The organism is Streptomyces sp. Y309, assembly GCF_056712025.1.
The window spans coordinates 55140-71681 of sequence record NZ_CM160048.1 but is presented as its reverse complement, the minus strand read 5'-3'; the positions used below and the strand labels follow the sequence as shown (position 1 = coordinate 71681).

Below are 16542 nucleotides of genomic sequence, written 5' to 3'. Positions count from 1 at the left end.
ACCTCCCTCAGGACCCGGACCCTCCCTCAGGACTCGGCCCCTTCCTCAGGGCTCGGCCCCTTCCTCAGGACTCGGACCCGCCGGACAGGTCCCGGCCGCCGCCGAACTGCTCGAGCAGCGCGGGCAGCGCCGTCCCGATCGGTTCGCGGACGAGTTCGGCGGCCCGGTCGTCGTACGGAGTCGGCTCGGCGTTGACGATGGTCAGCCGGGCGCCGTGGTCGGCGGCGAGGCCCGCGAGACCGGCCGCGGGCTGGACCTGGAGGCTGGTGCCGACCGCGATGAACACGTCGCAGGCCTTGGCGATGGCCATGGCCTCGCCGAGCACCTCCGGGTCGAGACGTTCCCCGAACATCACCGTCGCCGACTTCAGGATGCCGCCGCAGTCCAGGCACGGCGGATCCGCCTCGCCCGCCTCGACGCGGGCCAGCGCGTCCGTCATCGGACCCCGCGCGTGGCACGCCGTGCACACCACCGTCCGGGCGGTGCCGTGCAGTTCGAGGACCTTGCGGTCCGGCATCCCGGCCAGTTGGTGCAGGCCGTCGACGTTCTGCGTGATCACCCGCACGGGCACGCCGGAGCGTTCCAGCGCGGCCACCGCGTGGTGTGCCGCGTTGGGCTGCGCCTGGAGCGTCCGGTTCTTGCGCCGCATCTGCCACGACCGGCGGCGGATCTCCGGGTCGCCCATGTAGTACTCGTACGTCACGAGCTTCTCGGCCTCGGGGTCGCGCCGCCACAGCCCGTTGGGCCCGCGGTAGTCCGGGATCCCGGAGTCCGTGGAGATGCCGGCTCCGCTGAGAAGGGCGACGAGGGGCTTGCTCATGCCGTCGAGGGTAGGGCGGGAACCCGGTCCGGCGAAGCCCACCCCGAGGCGGGCCCGGCACAGCGGGTGCCCGAGGTCACCGCGTGAGCGCCGCCCGCGCCGCCGTGACGGCCTGCTCGGCGTAACCCCGGCCGAACAGCACGGCGTGCACCAGCAGCGGGAAGAGCTGGTGCACGCCGACACGGTCCCGCCGGCCGTCGGCGAGCGGCGCCGCCTGCTCGTAGCCGTCCAGTACGTCGTCGAGGTGCGGGCAGCCGAACAGGTGCAGCATCGCCAGGTCGGTCTCGCGGTGGCCGCCGTGCGCGGCCGGGTCGATGAGCCACGCGTGCCCGTCGGCGCCCCACAGCACATTGCCGTTCCACAGATCGCCGTGCAGCCGGGCGGGCGGCTCCGCGGGCCCCGCGAGTTCGGGCAGCCGCTCGCAGACGCGCTCGATCACGGACGCCTCGTCGGAACGCACCGTTCCGTCGTCGACGGCACGCCGCAGGTAGGGGAGCACGCGGTGCTCGGCGTACCAGCGGGGCCAGTCGTCGCCGGTGACGTTGCGCATGGGGGCGAGCCCGATGTACGCGTCCTCGGTGCCGCCGGGCGGCGGGGCGCCGAACGCGGGGGCGCCGGAGGCGTGCAGGGCGGCCAGTTCGCGGCCGAACCGCACGGCGGCCCGGGCGCTCGGCCGCCCCGGCGGGACGCGGTCGCTCACCAGAAGGCGCCGGTCCTGCCCGTGGACGGCCGGGACGCGCACGGTGCCGGAGTCGGCCAGCCAGCGCAGCCCGGCCGCCTCGGCCCGCGCCGCACCCGGTGTCTCGGCACGCTTGACGACGACCGACTGCCCGCCGTCGAGGACGACTTCGGTGAGGGCCCCGGACAGCGGACGCACCTCGACCGCCGCGCGCCCGGTGACGCGGGCGGCCATGGCTGCCGGGCTTTCGTCCGGGGCGGGCTGCGCGGGGGCGGTCACGTCGTCGGACTCCCTTCCGTGGGCGGCGAGTCGGGGGCGGGCGCCTGGCGCGGGGCGCAGGCGATGTCGTCGAGGCCATGGGGCCCATGACGACCATAAGGCCGCCCCCACGATGGCGCTCGGCTCGCCCTTCAACCGTTCCCTCCAGTCGGAAAGGAATGCCGGAGAATCGGGAGAGAACCCCGGCGGAATAGGGCGGGAGCCGGGCGGGATTCAGCCACGCCTGGGGCGGGAATTGGCCGGAAAAAGGACGGGAAACCGCAGAGTGCCTTTCCGTCGCGCACGACGGGTAACTCTTTACTACGGCGGACCATTTTGTGGACGCTGACCGCAGTGACCTCCGATAATGACGTCCGTGGCAGCCAGAAGCAGGGGGATGTGCCTCGTCGCCGTGTGCGGCGGAATGTGCATGCTTTGGGCAACGCTTATCGGAACCACCCAGCTGCGGGACGGCTACATTCTTCCGTGGATCCTCGGTTCCGTACTCCCGTGCTATTTCGCCGGGTTGTTCACCTGGTGGCACGCCCCGTCGAGCCCCGTCGCCCGCCGACTGCTGCTGACCGGCACCTGGCTGTCGATCGCCATCGCAGTCCGGAACACCTCCGCGCTGATGGTCCGCGACTGGGAGTGGGACCTGCGCATCGAACCCGCGGGCGTGCCGCTGCCCCTCGACGTCGGCCTGCGGATCCTCGTCCGCACGTGCGATCTGACGGTGAGCATCCTCGTCGTACGGCTGCTCGCCCTGCTGCCCGACGGCCGCTTCGCCTTCCGCTACGAACGCCGCGTCCTGGGTGCCCTGTGGGGCCTGCTCGCCCTGCCGCCGCTGCTGCCCCTGACCGGGCTGCCGACGGTCGTCGTCGACCGCGTCCTCTTCTACTACCCCGAGGCCTGGCTGCCCGGTCTCGGGGCCGCCCTCCTGGTCCTGCGCTGCCTGCGCGCCCGGTCCGCAGGCCGGCCCGACATCGCGGCCCTGCTGCCCTTCGCCTCCCTCGGCGCCGCCGTGCTGCTGGCCCGCGCCTCCTCCCGGCTGTTCCGCGCCTGGCAGGGCGAGCAGGGCATCCTCTTCTTCACCGGGGCTCTCCTCGGCGCCCTGCCCTATGTGTCGATCGCCGTCACCCTCGTCTACGCCACCTTCCGCCACCGGCTCCTCGGCGTCGACATCGTGCTCCGCCCCTCCGCGGTCTACGGCTCCCTCTGGCTCATCATCAACAGTTGGTATCTGGGCATGGCCCTGACCCTGGGGCTCACTGCCGGCCAGTACCTCCCCGTCGGCCTGTCCCTGCTGATCGCCGTCGTCGCCACCGCGCTGTTCCGGCCCCTGCGCGACCGGCTCAACGCCCTCGTCGAGCAGCGCGTCTTCGGCAAGCGCCTGAGCAGGTTCGAGCTCCTCGTGCAGTTCAGCACCACCCTGGAACACGCCTACGACCTCGACCGGCTCGCCCCGCGGCTCGCGACCGCCCTGCGCGAAGGCCTCCGGCTGCGCTGGGTGCGGGTCCGGCTCGGCGGCGACGGCCTGCCCCTGTACGTCGCCGAGGCCGGCGAACCGCCCCCCGGAGCACGGCCCAGCGAGGAGTTCCCGCTGCTCTACGGGCAGGACGCCCTCGGCCTCATCGAGTACGGCCCCAAGGCCGACGGCCGCCGCACCCCGGAGGACCACGACATCGGCAGGACCCTCGCCCGGTCCGCCGCCCTCGCCGTGCACAACGTCCGTCTCGCCGCCGAACTGAGCGCCCGCGTCGACGAAGTGCAGCGGCAGGCCGCCGAGCTGACCGCGTCGCGGGCCCGGATCGTGCACGCCCAGGACACCGAGCGGCGCCGCATCGAACGCCGCCTGCACGACGGCATCCAGCAGGAACTCGTCGCCCTCGTCGCCCAGCTGGCCCTCGCGCGGAACCGGCTGCACCGCGGCGGTGACATCGACGCCGCGCTGACCGACCTGCAGGACGACGCCTACCGCGTCATCGACGAGCTCCGCGAACTCGCCCACGGCATCCACCCGCCCGTCCTCACGGACCAAGGTCTCGTCGCCGCGGTGACGTCCTGCGCCCGCCGGATGCCCATCCCCGTCACCGTGCGGAGCCAGCCTTCGCTGAGCGGGGTGCGCTTCGCCCTCGACATCGAGGAGTCCGCCTTCTACCTGGTCTCCGAGGCGCTGACCAACGTCCTCAAACACGCCGACGCCAAGCACGTCACCGTACACATCACCCGCGACGGCGGCCGGCTCCAGGTGGAAGTGGCCGACGACGGCGTGGGCTTCCCCACCGCCACCACCCACGGCTCCGGCCTCACCGGCATGCGCGACCGCACCGAGGCGGTGGGCGGCGAGCTCACCATCACGAGCCGTACGGCCCGGAACGGCATCGGCCCCGCGGCCGCCACCGGCACGGTCATCCGTGCCCGGCTCCCGGAACAGGTCAGGGCGGAGACCCGTTCCTGACCGAGGGGACCTGCGCGACGGATACCGGCCCATCGCGCGTTTCCCACCCGACCAGGTCCCTCTGCTGGCCATACTGCTGTCTGTGCGTGTTGCGATCATGACGGCAGGTTCACGGGGCGACGTGGCTCCCTTCACCGGCCTGGGCGCCGCTCTCGCGGGCGCCGGGCACGACGTGACCCTGGTGACCCACGGGCTGTTCGCCCACCTGACGGACGGCTCCGGTGTCCGCTTCCACGCCCTGCCGGTCGACCCGCAGGCGGAGTCGCACTCGGAGCGGGGCCGCGGGCTGCACCGCAGCGGCACCGGCATCGGCAAGCTGGTGCGCGTCATGGCGCTGGCCAAGTCGGTGGCAGGGCAGTTGACGCCCGGTCTCGTCGAGGCGGCGCAGGGCAGCGACGTGCTCGTGCTGTCCGGCGCGGTCGCCCCGCTGGGCTGCACCATCGCCGAGGGCCTCGGGCTGCCGAGCGTCGGCGTCAACCTTCAACCCGTCCACCCCACCCGGGAGTTCGCGCCCCCCATGGCCGGGCTCGGCTCCCTCGGCCCCACCGGCAACCGGCTGGCCGGGCACGCGGTCCACGCGGTCATCGAGCAGATCTTCACCGACGCCGCCCGTGACATCCGGGCACAGCTCGGCCTGCCGCCCCGCAGCCTCGCGGCCACCCGCCGCGCCCGCGAACGCCAACGGTGGCCGGTCCTGCACGGATTCAGCCCGCACATCGTGCCCCGCCCCGCCGACTGGCGGCCCGGCCTCGACGTCGTGGGCTACTGGTGGCCGCACGAGACCGGCGGACTGCCCGCACAACTGGAGGACTTCCTCGACGCCGGACCCGCACCGGTCTTCGTCGGCCTGGGCAGCGCCACCGTCCCGGACCCCGGGCGGTTCAGCGAACAGATCGTCCGCGCGCTGCGCACGGCGGGCCTGCGCGGAGTGATCCAGCAGGGCTGGGCCGGCCTCACGGCCACCGGAGACGACATCCTCACCATCGGCGACGTGCCCCACAGTCGCCTGTTCCCCCGTATGGCCGCCGTGGTCCACCACGCCGGAGCGGGCACGACCGCCGCCGGTCTGCGCGCGGGCGTGCCCACGGTGCCGGTCCCGGTCCAGTTCGACGAGACGTTCTGGGCCGCCCGCCTCACCGCCCTGGGCACGGCACCGTGCGCGCTGCCCCTGCGCAGGCTCACCGCCGCCCGCCTCGCCGACGCCCTCGTCCGCGCCACGAGCGACCCCTCGTACCGGGAACGCGCCGGTACGCTGGCGGCCCGGCTTGCCACCGAGGACGCCGTCGGCCCGGTGGACGCGGTGCTCCGGCGGACACTGGACTCCTGAGCGGCGGCGGCCAAAACAACTGACCACCACCCCAAGCCAGTTGTTAGCGTGAACCGCATGAAGGCACTTCCCGACAATCTGCGAGATGAGACCCTACTGCGGGGTTTGGCGGGATACGGCATCACGCCGACCGCCGTGACGTACGCGCCCGTCGGCTTCGGCGACTACCACTGGAACGTCACCGGCGACGACGGGCGCGGCTGGTTCGTCACCGTCTCCGACCTGGACCACAAGGAGTACTGCGGGGCGGGCGCCCAGGCGGCGCTCACGGGGCTGCGGCAGGCCATGGACACGGCGGTGGCGCTGCGGGAGCGCGACGGGCTGCGGTTCGTGGTCGCCCCCGTCGTCGCGACCGACGGCAGCTCGGTCGTCCCGCTGGACGCGCGGTACGCGCTCGCGGTCTTCCCCCATGTCGAAGGCCGCGCAGGCGAGTTCGGCCAGAAGCTGAGTGACGACGAGCGCGACCGCGTCCTCGGCCTGCTCGCCCGACTCCACGGCCGGATCCCGCCCGGCAGCACGCCGACGACCACCCTGGAACCCGCCGGACTGACCGGCGTGCACGCCGCGTTGAACGACCTCGCCGACACCTGGCTCGGGGGCCCCTACTCCGAACCGGCCCACCACCTGCTCGCCGAACACGCCACGACACTCCGCGCCCGGTTGGCAGACTTCGACGCGCTCGCCGCACAGGTGCGCCGCCGTGGTGCGCCGCTCGTCGTCACCCACGGCGAACCGCACCCCGGCAACCTCATCCGCAGCGAGGACGGTTACCTGCTCGTGGACTGGGACACCGTCGGACTCGCCGTCCCCGAGCGGGACTTGTCGCTGCTCGCGGACGATCCGGCGGCCCTGACCCACTACGCCGAGCTGACCGGCCGGGCCCCGGATGCGGCCGCCCTGGCGCTCTACCGGCTGCGGTGGAGCCTGCTGGACGTGGCCGAATTCGTGCAGTGGTTCCGCGCGCCGCACGAAGAGACCCCCGACACGCAATCAGCGTGGGACGGCTTCAAGGAAGCGTTGACGCAACTGGCCGAGTGAGGTGCCGACGTCGTCCCGAACTTGGGGGGCTTCAGCTCACAGACAGGCGCGGCATCCCGCCCGCGCACGTAGAACGCGACATCCCACTCGCGCCGGCGCATGTACGAAGCGCCGCCCCGCCCGCGCATGTAATGCACATGCCGCGCCCCCTTCCGGATGCGTACGCCCGCTCGTAACTCTTCATGAGCACGTAAGACCCTGCGCGCGTCCCGTCACGCGGAGGCCGCGCACCGCTTCCGTCATGAACCGAAGGAGCCCTTCCGTGCCCCAGTCCCGTATCCGGCGACCGAGCGTCCTCGCCGTCGCGGCCGCGCTGGCCGTGCTCGCCGTGACGGCCCCCGCACAGGCGCAGGCGCCCGGCGCGCTGCCCGCGCTCACGCCCCGGGCCGAGACGCCGCCGCTGTACGACGACGAGGCGGGCGGCAACGCCGACGCCGACGACCCGGCGATCTGGCGTAACGCCGCCGATCCTGGCCGCAGCCTGGTCGTCGCCACCGCCAAGGAGGGCGGACTGCGGGTGTACGACCTCGCCGCACGTCAGGTGCAGTCCTTGCCCGCGCCCGCGGGACCGGCGCCCGGCGATGCCCCGGGCCGCTTCAACAACGTCGACCTGGTGCAGGGATTCAAGCTGTCCGCCGGCCGCGCCGACCTGGCCGTGACCAGTGACCGCGGGAACGACCGGCTGCGCTTCTACCGCATCGACCGCGAGCGTCCCGGCGGCCCGCTCGCCGACGTCACCGAACCGTCCGCCGCACCCGTCTTCTCCGCGGGCCAGGACGAGATCAACGACCAGCGCACCGCCTACGGCCTGGCCACCTGGACCGACCGGGAAACCGGCCGCTCGTACGCCGTCGTCAGTCAGCGCGAGCGGACCCGCATCGCCCTCCTCGAACTGCTGCCCGGCCGCTCCGGCACCGTCGGCTACCGCAAGATCCGCACCCTCGACCTGCCGTCGTCCTTCCGGCTGCCCAACGGTTCCTCGTGGACGCCGTGCGGGGAACCGGGCCAACTGCCCCAGATCGAGGGCATGGTCGTGGACCCGGCCGACGGCACGCTGTACGCGGGTCAGGAGGACGTCGGCATCTGGCGGCTGAACGCCGACCTCACCGGGACGCCCGCCCTGATCGACAAGGTGCGTGAGTACGGGGTGCCGGGGACGTACGACGAGGAAACGGAGGAGTGCGTCCCGGGCGCCGACCCCGGCTTCGGAGGCAAGCGGCTCGCCGCCGACGTCGAGGGACTCACGCTGGTCACCGAGCCCGACGGCGACGGCTATGTCCTCGCCTCCAGCCAGGGCGACGACACCTTCGCCGCGTACGACCGCGAACGCGGGGACGCCAACGAGTACGAGGGCGGCTTCCGCGTCACCGCCGCCTCCGCGACGCTCGACGGCTCACAGGAGTGCGACGGGGCCGCCGCGCTCAACGCCCCGCTCGGCCCCGAGTACCCGCACGGCCTCCTCGTCGTCCAGGACGGCGAGGAGACCCCGCAGGAGTCCGGGCGCGAGGCCACGGGCTTCAAGTTCCTCCGCCTCGACGACGTCATGGACGCCTTGGAGGACTGACCGGAACGCGCCACGGGTGCCGGCAGCCGACGCAAGACCGCCGGCACCCCGCGACGCGGGTCCGCGAACCCGGGTGTCGTCGACACGCGGCGCGGATCAGGCGGTGTGCAAGGTCAGCCCGTAGCGCCCGAGGATCTCGTTCACCGGCTGGTACCACGTCTCGCCGCCGCTGCCGCAATTCCCCCAGCCGCCGGAGGTAACGCCCTGGGCCTGGTCACCGCTGATGAACGAGCCGCCCGAGTCACCGCCTTCGGCGCACACGCTGGTCTTGGTCAACTGGTGCACGACGGTGCCGTCCGAGTAGTTGACGGTCTCGTTCTTGGCCAGGAGCCGGCCGCAGTGCCACTTCGTGGTGGACCCGGAACGGCAGATCGACGCCCCGACCGGCGCTTCGGCCGAGCCGCGCACCAACTGGTCGGGAACGGTGCCCCAGCCGAGCACGACCGGCACGGTCCACCAGCCGTGCCCGATGGAGACGTACGCGTAGTCGTCGCCGGGGAACGAGGAGCCCTGGAACGTGCCCATGGCGGAGCCGTCCCAGCCGCGCACCGTCGCGCCCGCGCGCCCGCAGTGCCCGGCCGTGACGAAGCCGCCGTGCACCGAGAAGCCGATGGAACAGCGGACGTTGCCGGTGTAGTACGGGTCGCCGCCCACGGTCCCCGCGGCGAAGGTCCGCGGCCCCTCGGGAACCGTCGACACGCGCACGGGCGCGGTGGCCCGCGCGCTCCGCAGGAAGGCGCTGACATCGTTGTCGGCGAGGTGTCCGGCGACGACGTCGACGACGACGCGATTGGCCTTCGGGTCGACGCGCCAACTGGCCACATCGGCGGGCGCGTCGAGCTTGTCGACGCGTGCCTTCGCCGCGTCCAGTGCGGCGGCGCTGTGCTTGACGAGCCGTACGTCGGCGCCGGTCCCGCGTACGTCCGCGGCGGCCTGCCGCTGCGTGACGGCGACGGTGAGCCGGCCGCGGCCGGCGTCGAACCAGGCGCCGCCGTACGCGGAACCGGCCGCCTTCCGTGCCGTGCGCTCGGTCTTGACGGCATGCCGCTCGTCGGCGAGCCGCGCGCGTGCCTCGGCGGGCGTCAGGCCGAGGTCGCGCTGCATGGCGTCCAACAGGGCGGTGGAGGCGGGCGGTTGGGGCCTCGGGGCGGCGGCAGCGGTGGGGGCGAGCCCGGTGCCGGCACAGGTGGCCGTCAGCAGTAAGGCGGACAGAGCGGACAGGCCGAGACGTGCTCCGGTCTTGCGTCTCACAGGGGGACCTCTCGTCGTTCCAACAAGGGTGTGGTGGACCAGAGTTGCTGTTGCTGAGAGCGCTCTCAGCAGTGGTGCGGCAGAACGTAGAGAGACCGTGCGGTCAAGTCCAGACCTGCACCACGGCTGAGCCGACCCACCGCCGCCGTCCTCTGCTCGCGGGGGAGCGCACGTACGTACACCCTGGTCGTCGTTCGTCGGCCGGATCAGTGTTCGCTCTGCGGGCAAGGAGCGGCACCGGGTGCCTTGAAGCAGGCGGTGATGGTCTTGCCGTCGGGCGTGGGGTGGATGCTCCAGGTGTCCGCGAGGGCGTCCACGATGGCGAGGCCGCGGCCGCCGACGCTGCTGTCGTCCGATTCCCGCGGCGCCGGTGCCCCCGGTCCGGAGTCGTGCACGCTCAGGTGCAGCGCCCGCCCGTCCCAGGTCAACACGACCTGGGCGCTGGTGTGCGCGTGATGATGGGCATTGGTGACCAGCTCGGAGACCGCGAGGACGACGGAGTCGACGGCGTCGGGATCTGTCTCCGTCCACCCGAGGTTCTCCATGTGGGCGCGGGCCCACTCGCGCCCGGCCCTGACCCCTCGGGAGACGGGGAAGGAGTGAGCCCAGCCGACGGCCCGTACCACCCGTACCGAATGATCCGACATGACGCGCTCTCACATGGTGTGCGTAGTCCGCCCGCTGCCTTTGCGGAACCTGCTGTCCAGTCCGGTTACCCCCTCGGGGCGCTTCAAGGCCCCGCCGCGAAAGGGCACGCCACGCGCATCGCCAAGGGGAATCGGGGCATTCGCGGACCCATGGGTTTTGATGGGGCGATGCGCAGCGGGACGAGGCAGGCCCGGCGGGTGGCCAAGGGACGTGTCGTCGAGACGGCGGCACGAGCGGGCTTCGTCGCCCGGGGCGTGCTGTACGCGCTCGTCGGGGTTCTCGCCCTGCGCATCGCGCTGTCCGGCGACGACGGCCAACAGGCCGACCGCGGCGGCGCGTTGACGGAGATCGCCGACAAGCCCTTCGGGAACGCCCTGCTGTGGCTCCTCGGCATCGCCCTCGCGGGGATGGCCCTGTGGCGGCTCTCCGAGGCACTGTTCGGCCAGGCGGGCCCGGACGGCCGCAAGGCCCGCAAGCGCCTGGCGTCGGCGGGCCGGTTCGTCTTCTACGGAGTGGTCGCCTTCACGGTCCTTGCGTACGTGGCGGGGGACAAGGGGAGCGGCAGCGGCTCCTCGGACCGGAAGAGCGACGACGTCACAGCGACCGCGCTCGACTGGCCCTCGGGACAGTGGATCGTCGGCGCCGTGGGCGCGGTCGTGGTGGTGGCCGGACTCTGGATCGCCGGACGGGCGATGCGGCGCAAGTACCGCGAGCACCTGCGGATGGGCGAGATGCCCGCCCCGGTGCGCCGCACCGTGGACGTGCTCGGGGTGGTGGGCGGCATCGGCCGCGGCTGTCTCTTCGCCGTGGCCGGGGCCTTCGTCCTCGTGGCCGCCGTACGGCACAAACCCGGCGAGGCCAAGGGCATGGACGACGTCCTGCGCTCCTTCCGCGACACCCCGGCCGGACCGTGGCTCCTCGTCGCGGTGGCGCTGGCGCTCGTGGCGTTCGGCATCTTCTCCTGGGCCAGTGCGCGCTGGCGGAAGGTGTGAGGGAGGGCGGGCCGCGAGCCCGCCGCCGTGCGGAGGCGGCGGGCTCCAGGTGGCCGTGGCCCCGGTCGGCGGGTCAGGGAGTGGTGACGTTCTTGACCGGCAGATCCTTGCTCGCGCCCGCGATGTAGTAGTCCTTCGGCGCGGAGAAGAGCACGAACTCGTTGTCGTAGTCGCGGATCTTGGCGCGGACGGTGAAGTTGCCCCGGGCGTCGGTGGTGGTCTGCGCGTTGTACGCGGACTCGAAGTAGGTGCGCAGCAGGACCCGGGTGCCCGCGACCGGGCCGTGCCCGGCGGGCCAGGCGACCTTGCCCGTCACGACGAGGGTGTCGCCGGCGCGCACCTTGGTCTTGTTGACCTTGTACGTGAGGGTGCTCGCGACGGGCCGGACATCGACCCTGGTGTCGGCGAAGAAGAAGTGGATGTCGTCGGGGTCGCCCGGGTCGTACGAGGCCTGGAACTCCACCTGGTGGCGGGGGAACAGGAAGTCGCTGCCCTTGTCCTGCCAGCGGTCCGCCCGGACGCCCGACAGCGTGAACTGCCCCTTGCCGTCCGTGCGGACGGTGCCCAGGCTCAGGTGCTCCCGCTCGGTCGGGTCGATGGGGTCGCCCCAGGGGTTCCAGGTCTTGTAGAGCACGGTCTTGCCGAGCCGGACCGGCGCGTCCGCCACGGGGGTGCCGTCGGCGCGGGTCACGGTGCCGGCGAGGTCGACCGTGCGGTTGTCGAAGTCGGTGGCCGTGGCGCTGCTGGAGAGGGTCACGGTGAAGTCGGCCGGCGGCGGGTCGCCCGGCGCGGCCTCGCTGTCCGATCCGTGGGCGGGCACCATGCCGACCGCGACGGTGGCCAGGGCGAGTGCCGCGGTCGCGGTCAGCCGGGCAATCGGCATACGTAAACGCATCTGCACGTGAACTCCGTTGCTGTCGTGATCAGTCCTGCCGGCGATGCCGACGCAGGATTCGACACGCGGAGGGCCGTCCCTGGTTGTAGGGGTGGCAGAGCATGCATGTGCCGTTCAGGGCCCGTTTGGCGGCGCGTCGCCTGCCGGTCTGGTGTGAACCGGAGACGACAGAATGTCCCCACCCCGAAATCCAGTGATCTTGACTGGCGCCGCAGTGCAAGTCCGTGAAGTCCCGTCAACAGTGGAGGGCACAGGTGTCGGAGAGGAACTGCGACTTCGGGCGGCCGCCTCAACGCCGAAGGCCGCGGCACGCGAGTCGAGATCCATCCGCTGAACCAGTCCCAGGTTCCCAGGCCGCGTCAGCGGGTCGTGGAGTACCGGAGCCTGAATGTGCGCCACCACCGGGACCGGGTGGTCGAGGCCTGGGCGGCCGACGACGACCGGGCGCTGGACGAGGCGTGGGTGGAGCAGATCGTCGACCTGGGGTCCCAGTGGGGGCAGTACGAGTACGTCCCCAACGTGGGATTCGCCGCCTGACGGGCTGCGCAGGCTCCCACGCCGTGGCCGAATCTCGCGGACGACGGCCAAGGGGTCGGGCGGACATCGTTGTGTCAGCCGGTGAGGAAACGGACAGGGTTGCGGCGCGTCATCAGGTCGATCAGGTCGTCGTCGGCGCCCGCCGCTCGCAGCCGGGGCAGGAACGAGTGGAAGAGGTGTCCGTATCCCTGCCCGCCCTCGGCCCGCAGGTACGTGTGCCGGGAGATGTCACCGCTGAGCAGTACCCGGTCGGCGTGTCCCGCTTCCAGGAGTGCGAGCAGCAGGCGCAGCCGGGTGGTGTCGTCGGCGTAGTGCTCCTTGCCGATGGTGTCGAAGGCCACGTAGGCGCCGGCGGCGGCCAGTTCGCGATGGACGGCGCGGTCGTGGAGGAGGTCCTGGTGACCGATGCTGACGCGGTGGGCAGGCAGTCCGGCAGCGGTGAGCACATCGAGCTGGGCCGGTCCGCCGACACCGAGGTGGGTGTGCGTGGCGACAGACAGGCACGTGGCGGTGGCCGCGTGAGCGGCGGCGACGAGGACACGTCTCTCGGCGGGACTGGGGCGTTCGCCGTGGCTGCCGATCTCGCCGATGACCCCGGGGCGGATCGCGGTGTCCGTGATGCCGTGCTCAATCTCGTGGATCAGCGTCTTCGTGAGGTGGTCGGGGTCGGCACCGCTGACTTCGGGCGGGTGGAAGGGCTCGTAGTACCAGCCGGTGGCGGCGACCACCGCTACTCCTGATCGACGGGAGATCGTGGCCAGAGCACGCGGGTCACGGCCCATGCCCCGGCAGGTCAGCTCGACGACGAGACTGAGCCCGAACTCGGCCCGCAGAGCCATGAGTTCGGCGGCAGCGTGAGTGTGGGACGTGTGGGTGAGCAGAGCGGCGTCCGGATCGGAGGCCCGGCGCAGGTCCAGGGCCAGGTGCTCGTGAGCGAGGACCGGCCCGCGGACGGCGGCAGCCGGGAGAGGGCCGGTGACGGTGCGCACGTGCTGCATGCGGGAGCGGTACCCGGCACCGCCGGCCCCAGACCGCACAGAAACCAGCCTGACGCGTTCCCGCCCCCCGATCGGGCGCACGACGGGGTAGAGGGCTGCGCATGACGATGTTCCAGCAGATGTCGCGTCAGCAAGCCCAGCAGATCACCGCGGCGCTCGCGGGCCGCGCGACCGACGGCTGCACCTTGGTGGCGCTCGACGGCCGTGCGGGGGCCGGCAAGACGACACTGGCCGCCGCCCTGGCAGAGCAGCTGGGCGGGCCGGGGCGGGCTGTCGTCGTGAACGGCGACGACTTCTTTCTGCCCAGGCCCGTCCAACAGCGCCTGTCCATGGACACGGTGGAGGCGTACGGCAGCTACTTCGCCTGGCAGGAGCTGCGTGACGAGGTCCTCGCACCGCTCGCGGACGGCATGGCGGCACGCTATGCGCCGTACCGGGCCGGTGCGGACGCCACGCGGCGCGGCGAGTCACGCCACCTCGCGCCCGGCGGGGTGGTCGTCGTCGAAGGCGTCCTGACCGCCCGCCCCGAACTGGCCCCCTTCTACGACCTGACCGTCTTCGTCGACACCCCCGGCGAGTTGTGCCTGCACCGCCTGTACGCCCGTGGGCGTGGCCCCGAACGCGACGCCTGGATCGCGCGCTGGCGCACCGTTGAGGAGTACTACCTCACTACGACCGGCCTGCCCTCGCGAGTCGGCCTCACCGTCCGGGGAGGGTGACGGGCTTCCGACGCGCGAGATTCGCACGCTACGGCCGCATGTGGGGCGGAATCGTCAAGTGGTCTTGGACGCCCGAGCGGTGTGGGTCTCGGCGAAGGACAGGAGAAGTGCGGCGGTCCGCGGCGGATCCTCCAGAATGGGTGTGTGTCCGGCGCCGGGCAGCAACTCGACTCTCGCGCCCGGAACGACGCGGTAGTCGGCCGCGGACGAGGGTCGCCATCTGCGGTCCTGGTCGCCGAAGATCACCTGTAGTGGCTTGCCGAGGGCCACCAGCCGATCCGGGAGCGCCTGCTGGTTCAGATAGGCGGTGGACGCCTGCATTGCTGCGGTGACCGCGCGGTAGGTCATGCCGCGCAGTTCGTCGACGAGTTCTTGTGGGACCTGGTAACCCGCGCGGAATCCGGTGCTGGCGAACCGGCGGATCTGTTCGTCGGTCGGTGGCCACTGCGCGGGGTCGATCGCGGTGGTTGCCGGTGCGATGAAGGCATCCATGCTGGGGCCGGTGTTGATGAGCGCGAGCGCGGTCACCAGGTCGGGTCGTTGCTCGGCGAGTGCGGTGGCGGCGTAGCCGCCGCTGGAGTGGCCGACGACCATGACGTGTTCGACGCCGAGCCGGTCCAGTGCCGTGCCGATCCTGCGTCCCTGCTCGGGGATGGCGTAATCGCCGTCGACCGGTTCGGCCGAGCGACCGTGCCCCGGCAGGTCGATCCGGACGACGCGATGGCGCGTGGACAGCAGCAGTACCAGCGCGTTCCACGAACGGCTTGAGGTGGCGGATCCGTGGACGAGCAGGAGCATGGGGGCGTCGCGAGGGCCGTCCTGGCAGACGTAGATGTCGCCGTGCTCCAGACAGAGGATCGAATCCTTGGTGGCGTCGACGTCGCCGTTCGCATGAGGGTGCCTGTCGGCCAGATGAGGGTGCCTGTCGGAAGGAGTCATGGGTCCACTGTCGCGATCGGTGCACATCGGCGGCTTGGACAAATGTTCCCTCCTTGGCGCGCGTAGCATTTGATGATGGGGCCCACCACGAGTGAACGCGCCGATCCCGCCGTGTGGGACGTCGCACGTCCCCAGCGGCCCAGCCGGGTGGCTGGTGTCGACATGGCCGGGTTCCGGGTCCCCGGCCTGCCCGACGGCGGCCTGCGGGTGGTTCCGCACCCGGCCGTGATGCTGGTCCTGGAGTTCGGGGCGAGTCCGTCCACCGTGGAGGACGACGCCGGGCGGCGACATCGGGGGAGTTTCGTCGCCGGGCCCGGGTTCGGCTCCGGAGGCGGGGGTCGGGCGTGGGGCGAACGTGTCGAGTGCGTGCAGGTGCGCCTGTCCCCGGTAGTCGCAGGCACGGTTCTGGGTGCCCGTCCGGCCGATCTGGCCGGTTCCCTGGTGTCCCTCGACGAGCTGTGGGGCAGGGAGGCGGCACGGATCTGCGAGCAACTGGGCGAAATATCCTCGTGGGAGGACCGCTTCGCGTTCATGGGCACCTTGCTCGCCCGCCGACTTGAGGCGCGGCCGTCGGTGGACCCGGCGGTGGCCTGGGCCTGGAACCGGATCGTCGTCGGCAGGGGCCTCGTCCGGGTCGACGACCTGGCGGCCGAACTCGGATGGAGCCGCAGGCGTCTGTGGTCCCGGTTCCGCTCGCACATCGGCCTTCCGCCGAAAAGTGCCGCGAAGCTGGTGCGCTTCGACCATGCCGTGCACCGCCTGGTCGCGGGGGAGGGCGCAGCCCGAGTCGCGGCGGACGGCGGCTACTGCGACCAGTCCCATCTGCATCGGGACGTCATGGCGTTCACCGGCACCACCCCGGCGGCCGTGCTGGGCGAGCCATTCCTGACAGTGGACGACCGCGCATGGCCGGCCGGGGAACAACCGCCCACCCTCACATCTTCTCGGCGCCCGCCCTGATCGCCTCGCGGATACGGAAGTACGTACCGCAGCGGCAGATGTTGCGGATGCCGTCCAGGTCGGCGTCGGTGATCCGGCGGCCCTCCTCGGCGACGCGGCGTACCAGCGCGACGGCGGCCATGATCTGGCCGGGCTGGCAGTAGCCGCACTGGACCACGTCCTGGTCGAGCCAGGCCTGCTGCATCGGGTGCAGGTCGGCGCCCACGGTGGCCGGGAGCCCCTCGATGGTGGTGACTTCGTCGGTCGGCCGCAGGTCCTTGACGGGAATGGCGCAGGGATTGGCCGCCTTGCCGTTGACATGACTGGTGCAGGCCTTGCAGACGTTGATGCCGCAGCCGTACTTCGGCCCGGTGACGCCGAGGAGGTCGCGCAGCACCCACAGCAGGCGCTCGTCGTCGGCGGCGTCGACGGTGACCTGCTCACCGTTGAGTCGGAAGGTGTGCTCGGGCACGGGATCTC

15 protein-coding genes and 1 pseudogene are annotated in these 16542 nt (G+C 72.1%); 8 read left to right on the top strand and 8 right to left on the bottom strand.

The window, feature by feature from the left end; translation table 11 throughout:
* Positions 1-64: 64 nt before the first annotated feature.
* Positions 65-820, bottom strand: a complete 756-nt coding sequence (locus AC0KTA_RS00365) for an SIR2 family NAD-dependent protein deacylase (RefSeq protein ID WP_481053048.1) — start codon at positions 818-820, stop codon at positions 65-67.
* A 76-nt stretch (positions 821-896) separates the two neighbouring features.
* Positions 897-1733 carry a fructosamine kinase family protein gene (locus AC0KTA_RS00360; RefSeq protein ID WP_481056718.1) on the bottom strand — a complete coding sequence of 279 codons (837 nt, stop codon included), beginning with the start codon at positions 1731-1733 and terminating at the stop codon, positions 897-899.
* Positions 1734-2187: 454 nt separating this feature from the next.
* On the opposite strand from AC0KTA_RS00360, the gene AC0KTA_RS00355 reads away from it, so the two are divergent.
* The 4 genes from AC0KTA_RS00355 (at position 2188) to AC0KTA_RS00340 (ending at position 8144) form a co-directional block, all read left to right on the top strand.
* Positions 2188-4215, top strand: a complete 2028-nt coding sequence (locus tag AC0KTA_RS00355; protein WP_481053047.1) for a sensor histidine kinase — start codon at positions 2188-2190, stop codon at positions 4213-4215.
* A 97-nt stretch (positions 4216-4312) separates the two neighbouring features.
* The gene (locus tag AC0KTA_RS00350; protein WP_481053046.1) at positions 4313-5542 is read left to right on the top strand and encodes a glycosyltransferase; all 1230 of its coding nucleotides are present in this window, start codon (positions 4313-4315) and stop codon (positions 5540-5542) included.
* 57 nt (positions 5543-5599) lie between these two features.
* The gene (locus AC0KTA_RS00345; RefSeq protein WP_481053045.1) at positions 5600-6580 is read left to right on the top strand and encodes a phosphotransferase; all 981 of its coding nucleotides are present in this window, start codon (positions 5600-5602) and stop codon (positions 6578-6580) included.
* A gap of 262 nt (positions 6581-6842) precedes the next feature.
* Complete coding sequence (locus AC0KTA_RS00340; RefSeq protein ID WP_481053044.1) at positions 6843-8144, top strand: phytase; 1302 nt, start codon at positions 6843-6845, stop codon at positions 8142-8144.
* Between the two features lie 96 nt (positions 8145-8240).
* On the opposite strand, the gene AC0KTA_RS00335 is transcribed toward AC0KTA_RS00340, so the two are convergent.
* Positions 8241-9395, bottom strand: coding sequence for a S1 family peptidase (locus AC0KTA_RS00335; protein WP_481053043.1), 1155 nt, complete (start codon positions 9393-9395; stop codon positions 8241-8243).
* A gap of 206 nt (positions 9396-9601) precedes the next feature.
* Positions 9602-10042, bottom strand: a complete 441-nt coding sequence (locus tag AC0KTA_RS00330; protein WP_481053042.1) for an ATP-binding protein — start codon at positions 10040-10042, stop codon at positions 9602-9604.
* 168 nt (positions 10043-10210) lie between these two features.
* On the opposite strand from AC0KTA_RS00330, the gene AC0KTA_RS00325 reads away from it, so the two are divergent.
* On the top strand, positions 10211-11035 hold the full coding sequence (locus AC0KTA_RS00325) for a DUF1206 domain-containing protein (RefSeq protein ID WP_481053041.1): 825 nt from the start codon (positions 10211-10213) through the stop codon (positions 11033-11035).
* Between the two features lie 73 nt (positions 11036-11108).
* On the opposite strand, the gene AC0KTA_RS00320 is transcribed toward AC0KTA_RS00325, so the two are convergent.
* Positions 11109-11918: an acyl carrier protein gene (locus AC0KTA_RS00320; RefSeq protein WP_481053040.1), complete on the bottom strand. Its 810-nt coding sequence runs from the start codon at positions 11916-11918 to the stop codon at positions 11109-11111.
* A 297-nt stretch (positions 11919-12215) separates the two neighbouring features.
* Here AC0KTA_RS00320 and AC0KTA_RS00315 point away from each other — a divergent pair.
* A pseudogene (locus AC0KTA_RS00315) lies at positions 12216-12467 on the top strand (transcriptional regulator); the annotation flags it as partial.
* 74 nt (positions 12468-12541) lie between these two features.
* Here the strand turns inward: AC0KTA_RS00315 and AC0KTA_RS00310 are convergent.
* Positions 12542-13465 carry a phosphotriesterase family protein gene (locus tag AC0KTA_RS00310; protein ID WP_481053039.1) on the bottom strand — a complete coding sequence of 308 codons (924 nt, stop codon included), beginning with the start codon at positions 13463-13465 and terminating at the stop codon, positions 12542-12544.
* A 101-nt stretch (positions 13466-13566) separates the two neighbouring features.
* Here AC0KTA_RS00310 and AC0KTA_RS00305 point away from each other — a divergent pair, with 101 nt between their 5' ends.
* Positions 13567-14184 carry a uridine kinase family protein gene (locus AC0KTA_RS00305; RefSeq protein ID WP_481053038.1) on the top strand — a complete coding sequence of 206 codons (618 nt, stop codon included), beginning with the start codon at positions 13567-13569 and terminating at the stop codon, positions 14182-14184.
* Positions 14185-14238: 54 nt separating this feature from the next.
* On the opposite strand, the gene AC0KTA_RS00300 is transcribed toward AC0KTA_RS00305, so the two are convergent.
* The gene (locus AC0KTA_RS00300; RefSeq protein ID WP_481053037.1) at positions 14239-15123 is read right to left on the bottom strand and encodes an alpha/beta fold hydrolase; all 885 of its coding nucleotides are present in this window, start codon (positions 15121-15123) and stop codon (positions 14239-14241) included.
* A gap of 162 nt (positions 15124-15285) precedes the next feature.
* On the opposite strand from AC0KTA_RS00300, the gene AC0KTA_RS00295 reads away from it, so the two are divergent.
* Positions 15286-16083: an AraC family transcriptional regulator gene (locus AC0KTA_RS00295; RefSeq protein WP_481056717.1), complete on the top strand. Its 798-nt coding sequence runs from the start codon at positions 15286-15288 to the stop codon at positions 16081-16083.
* On the opposite strand, the gene AC0KTA_RS00290 is transcribed toward AC0KTA_RS00295, so the two are convergent.
* The gene (locus tag AC0KTA_RS00290) at positions 16058-16534 is read right to left on the bottom strand and encodes a (2Fe-2S)-binding protein (RefSeq protein ID WP_481053036.1); all 477 of its coding nucleotides are present in this window, start codon (positions 16532-16534) and stop codon (positions 16058-16060) included. The genes AC0KTA_RS00295 and AC0KTA_RS00290 overlap by 26 nt on opposite strands.
* Positions 16535-16542: the final 8 nt, after the last annotated feature.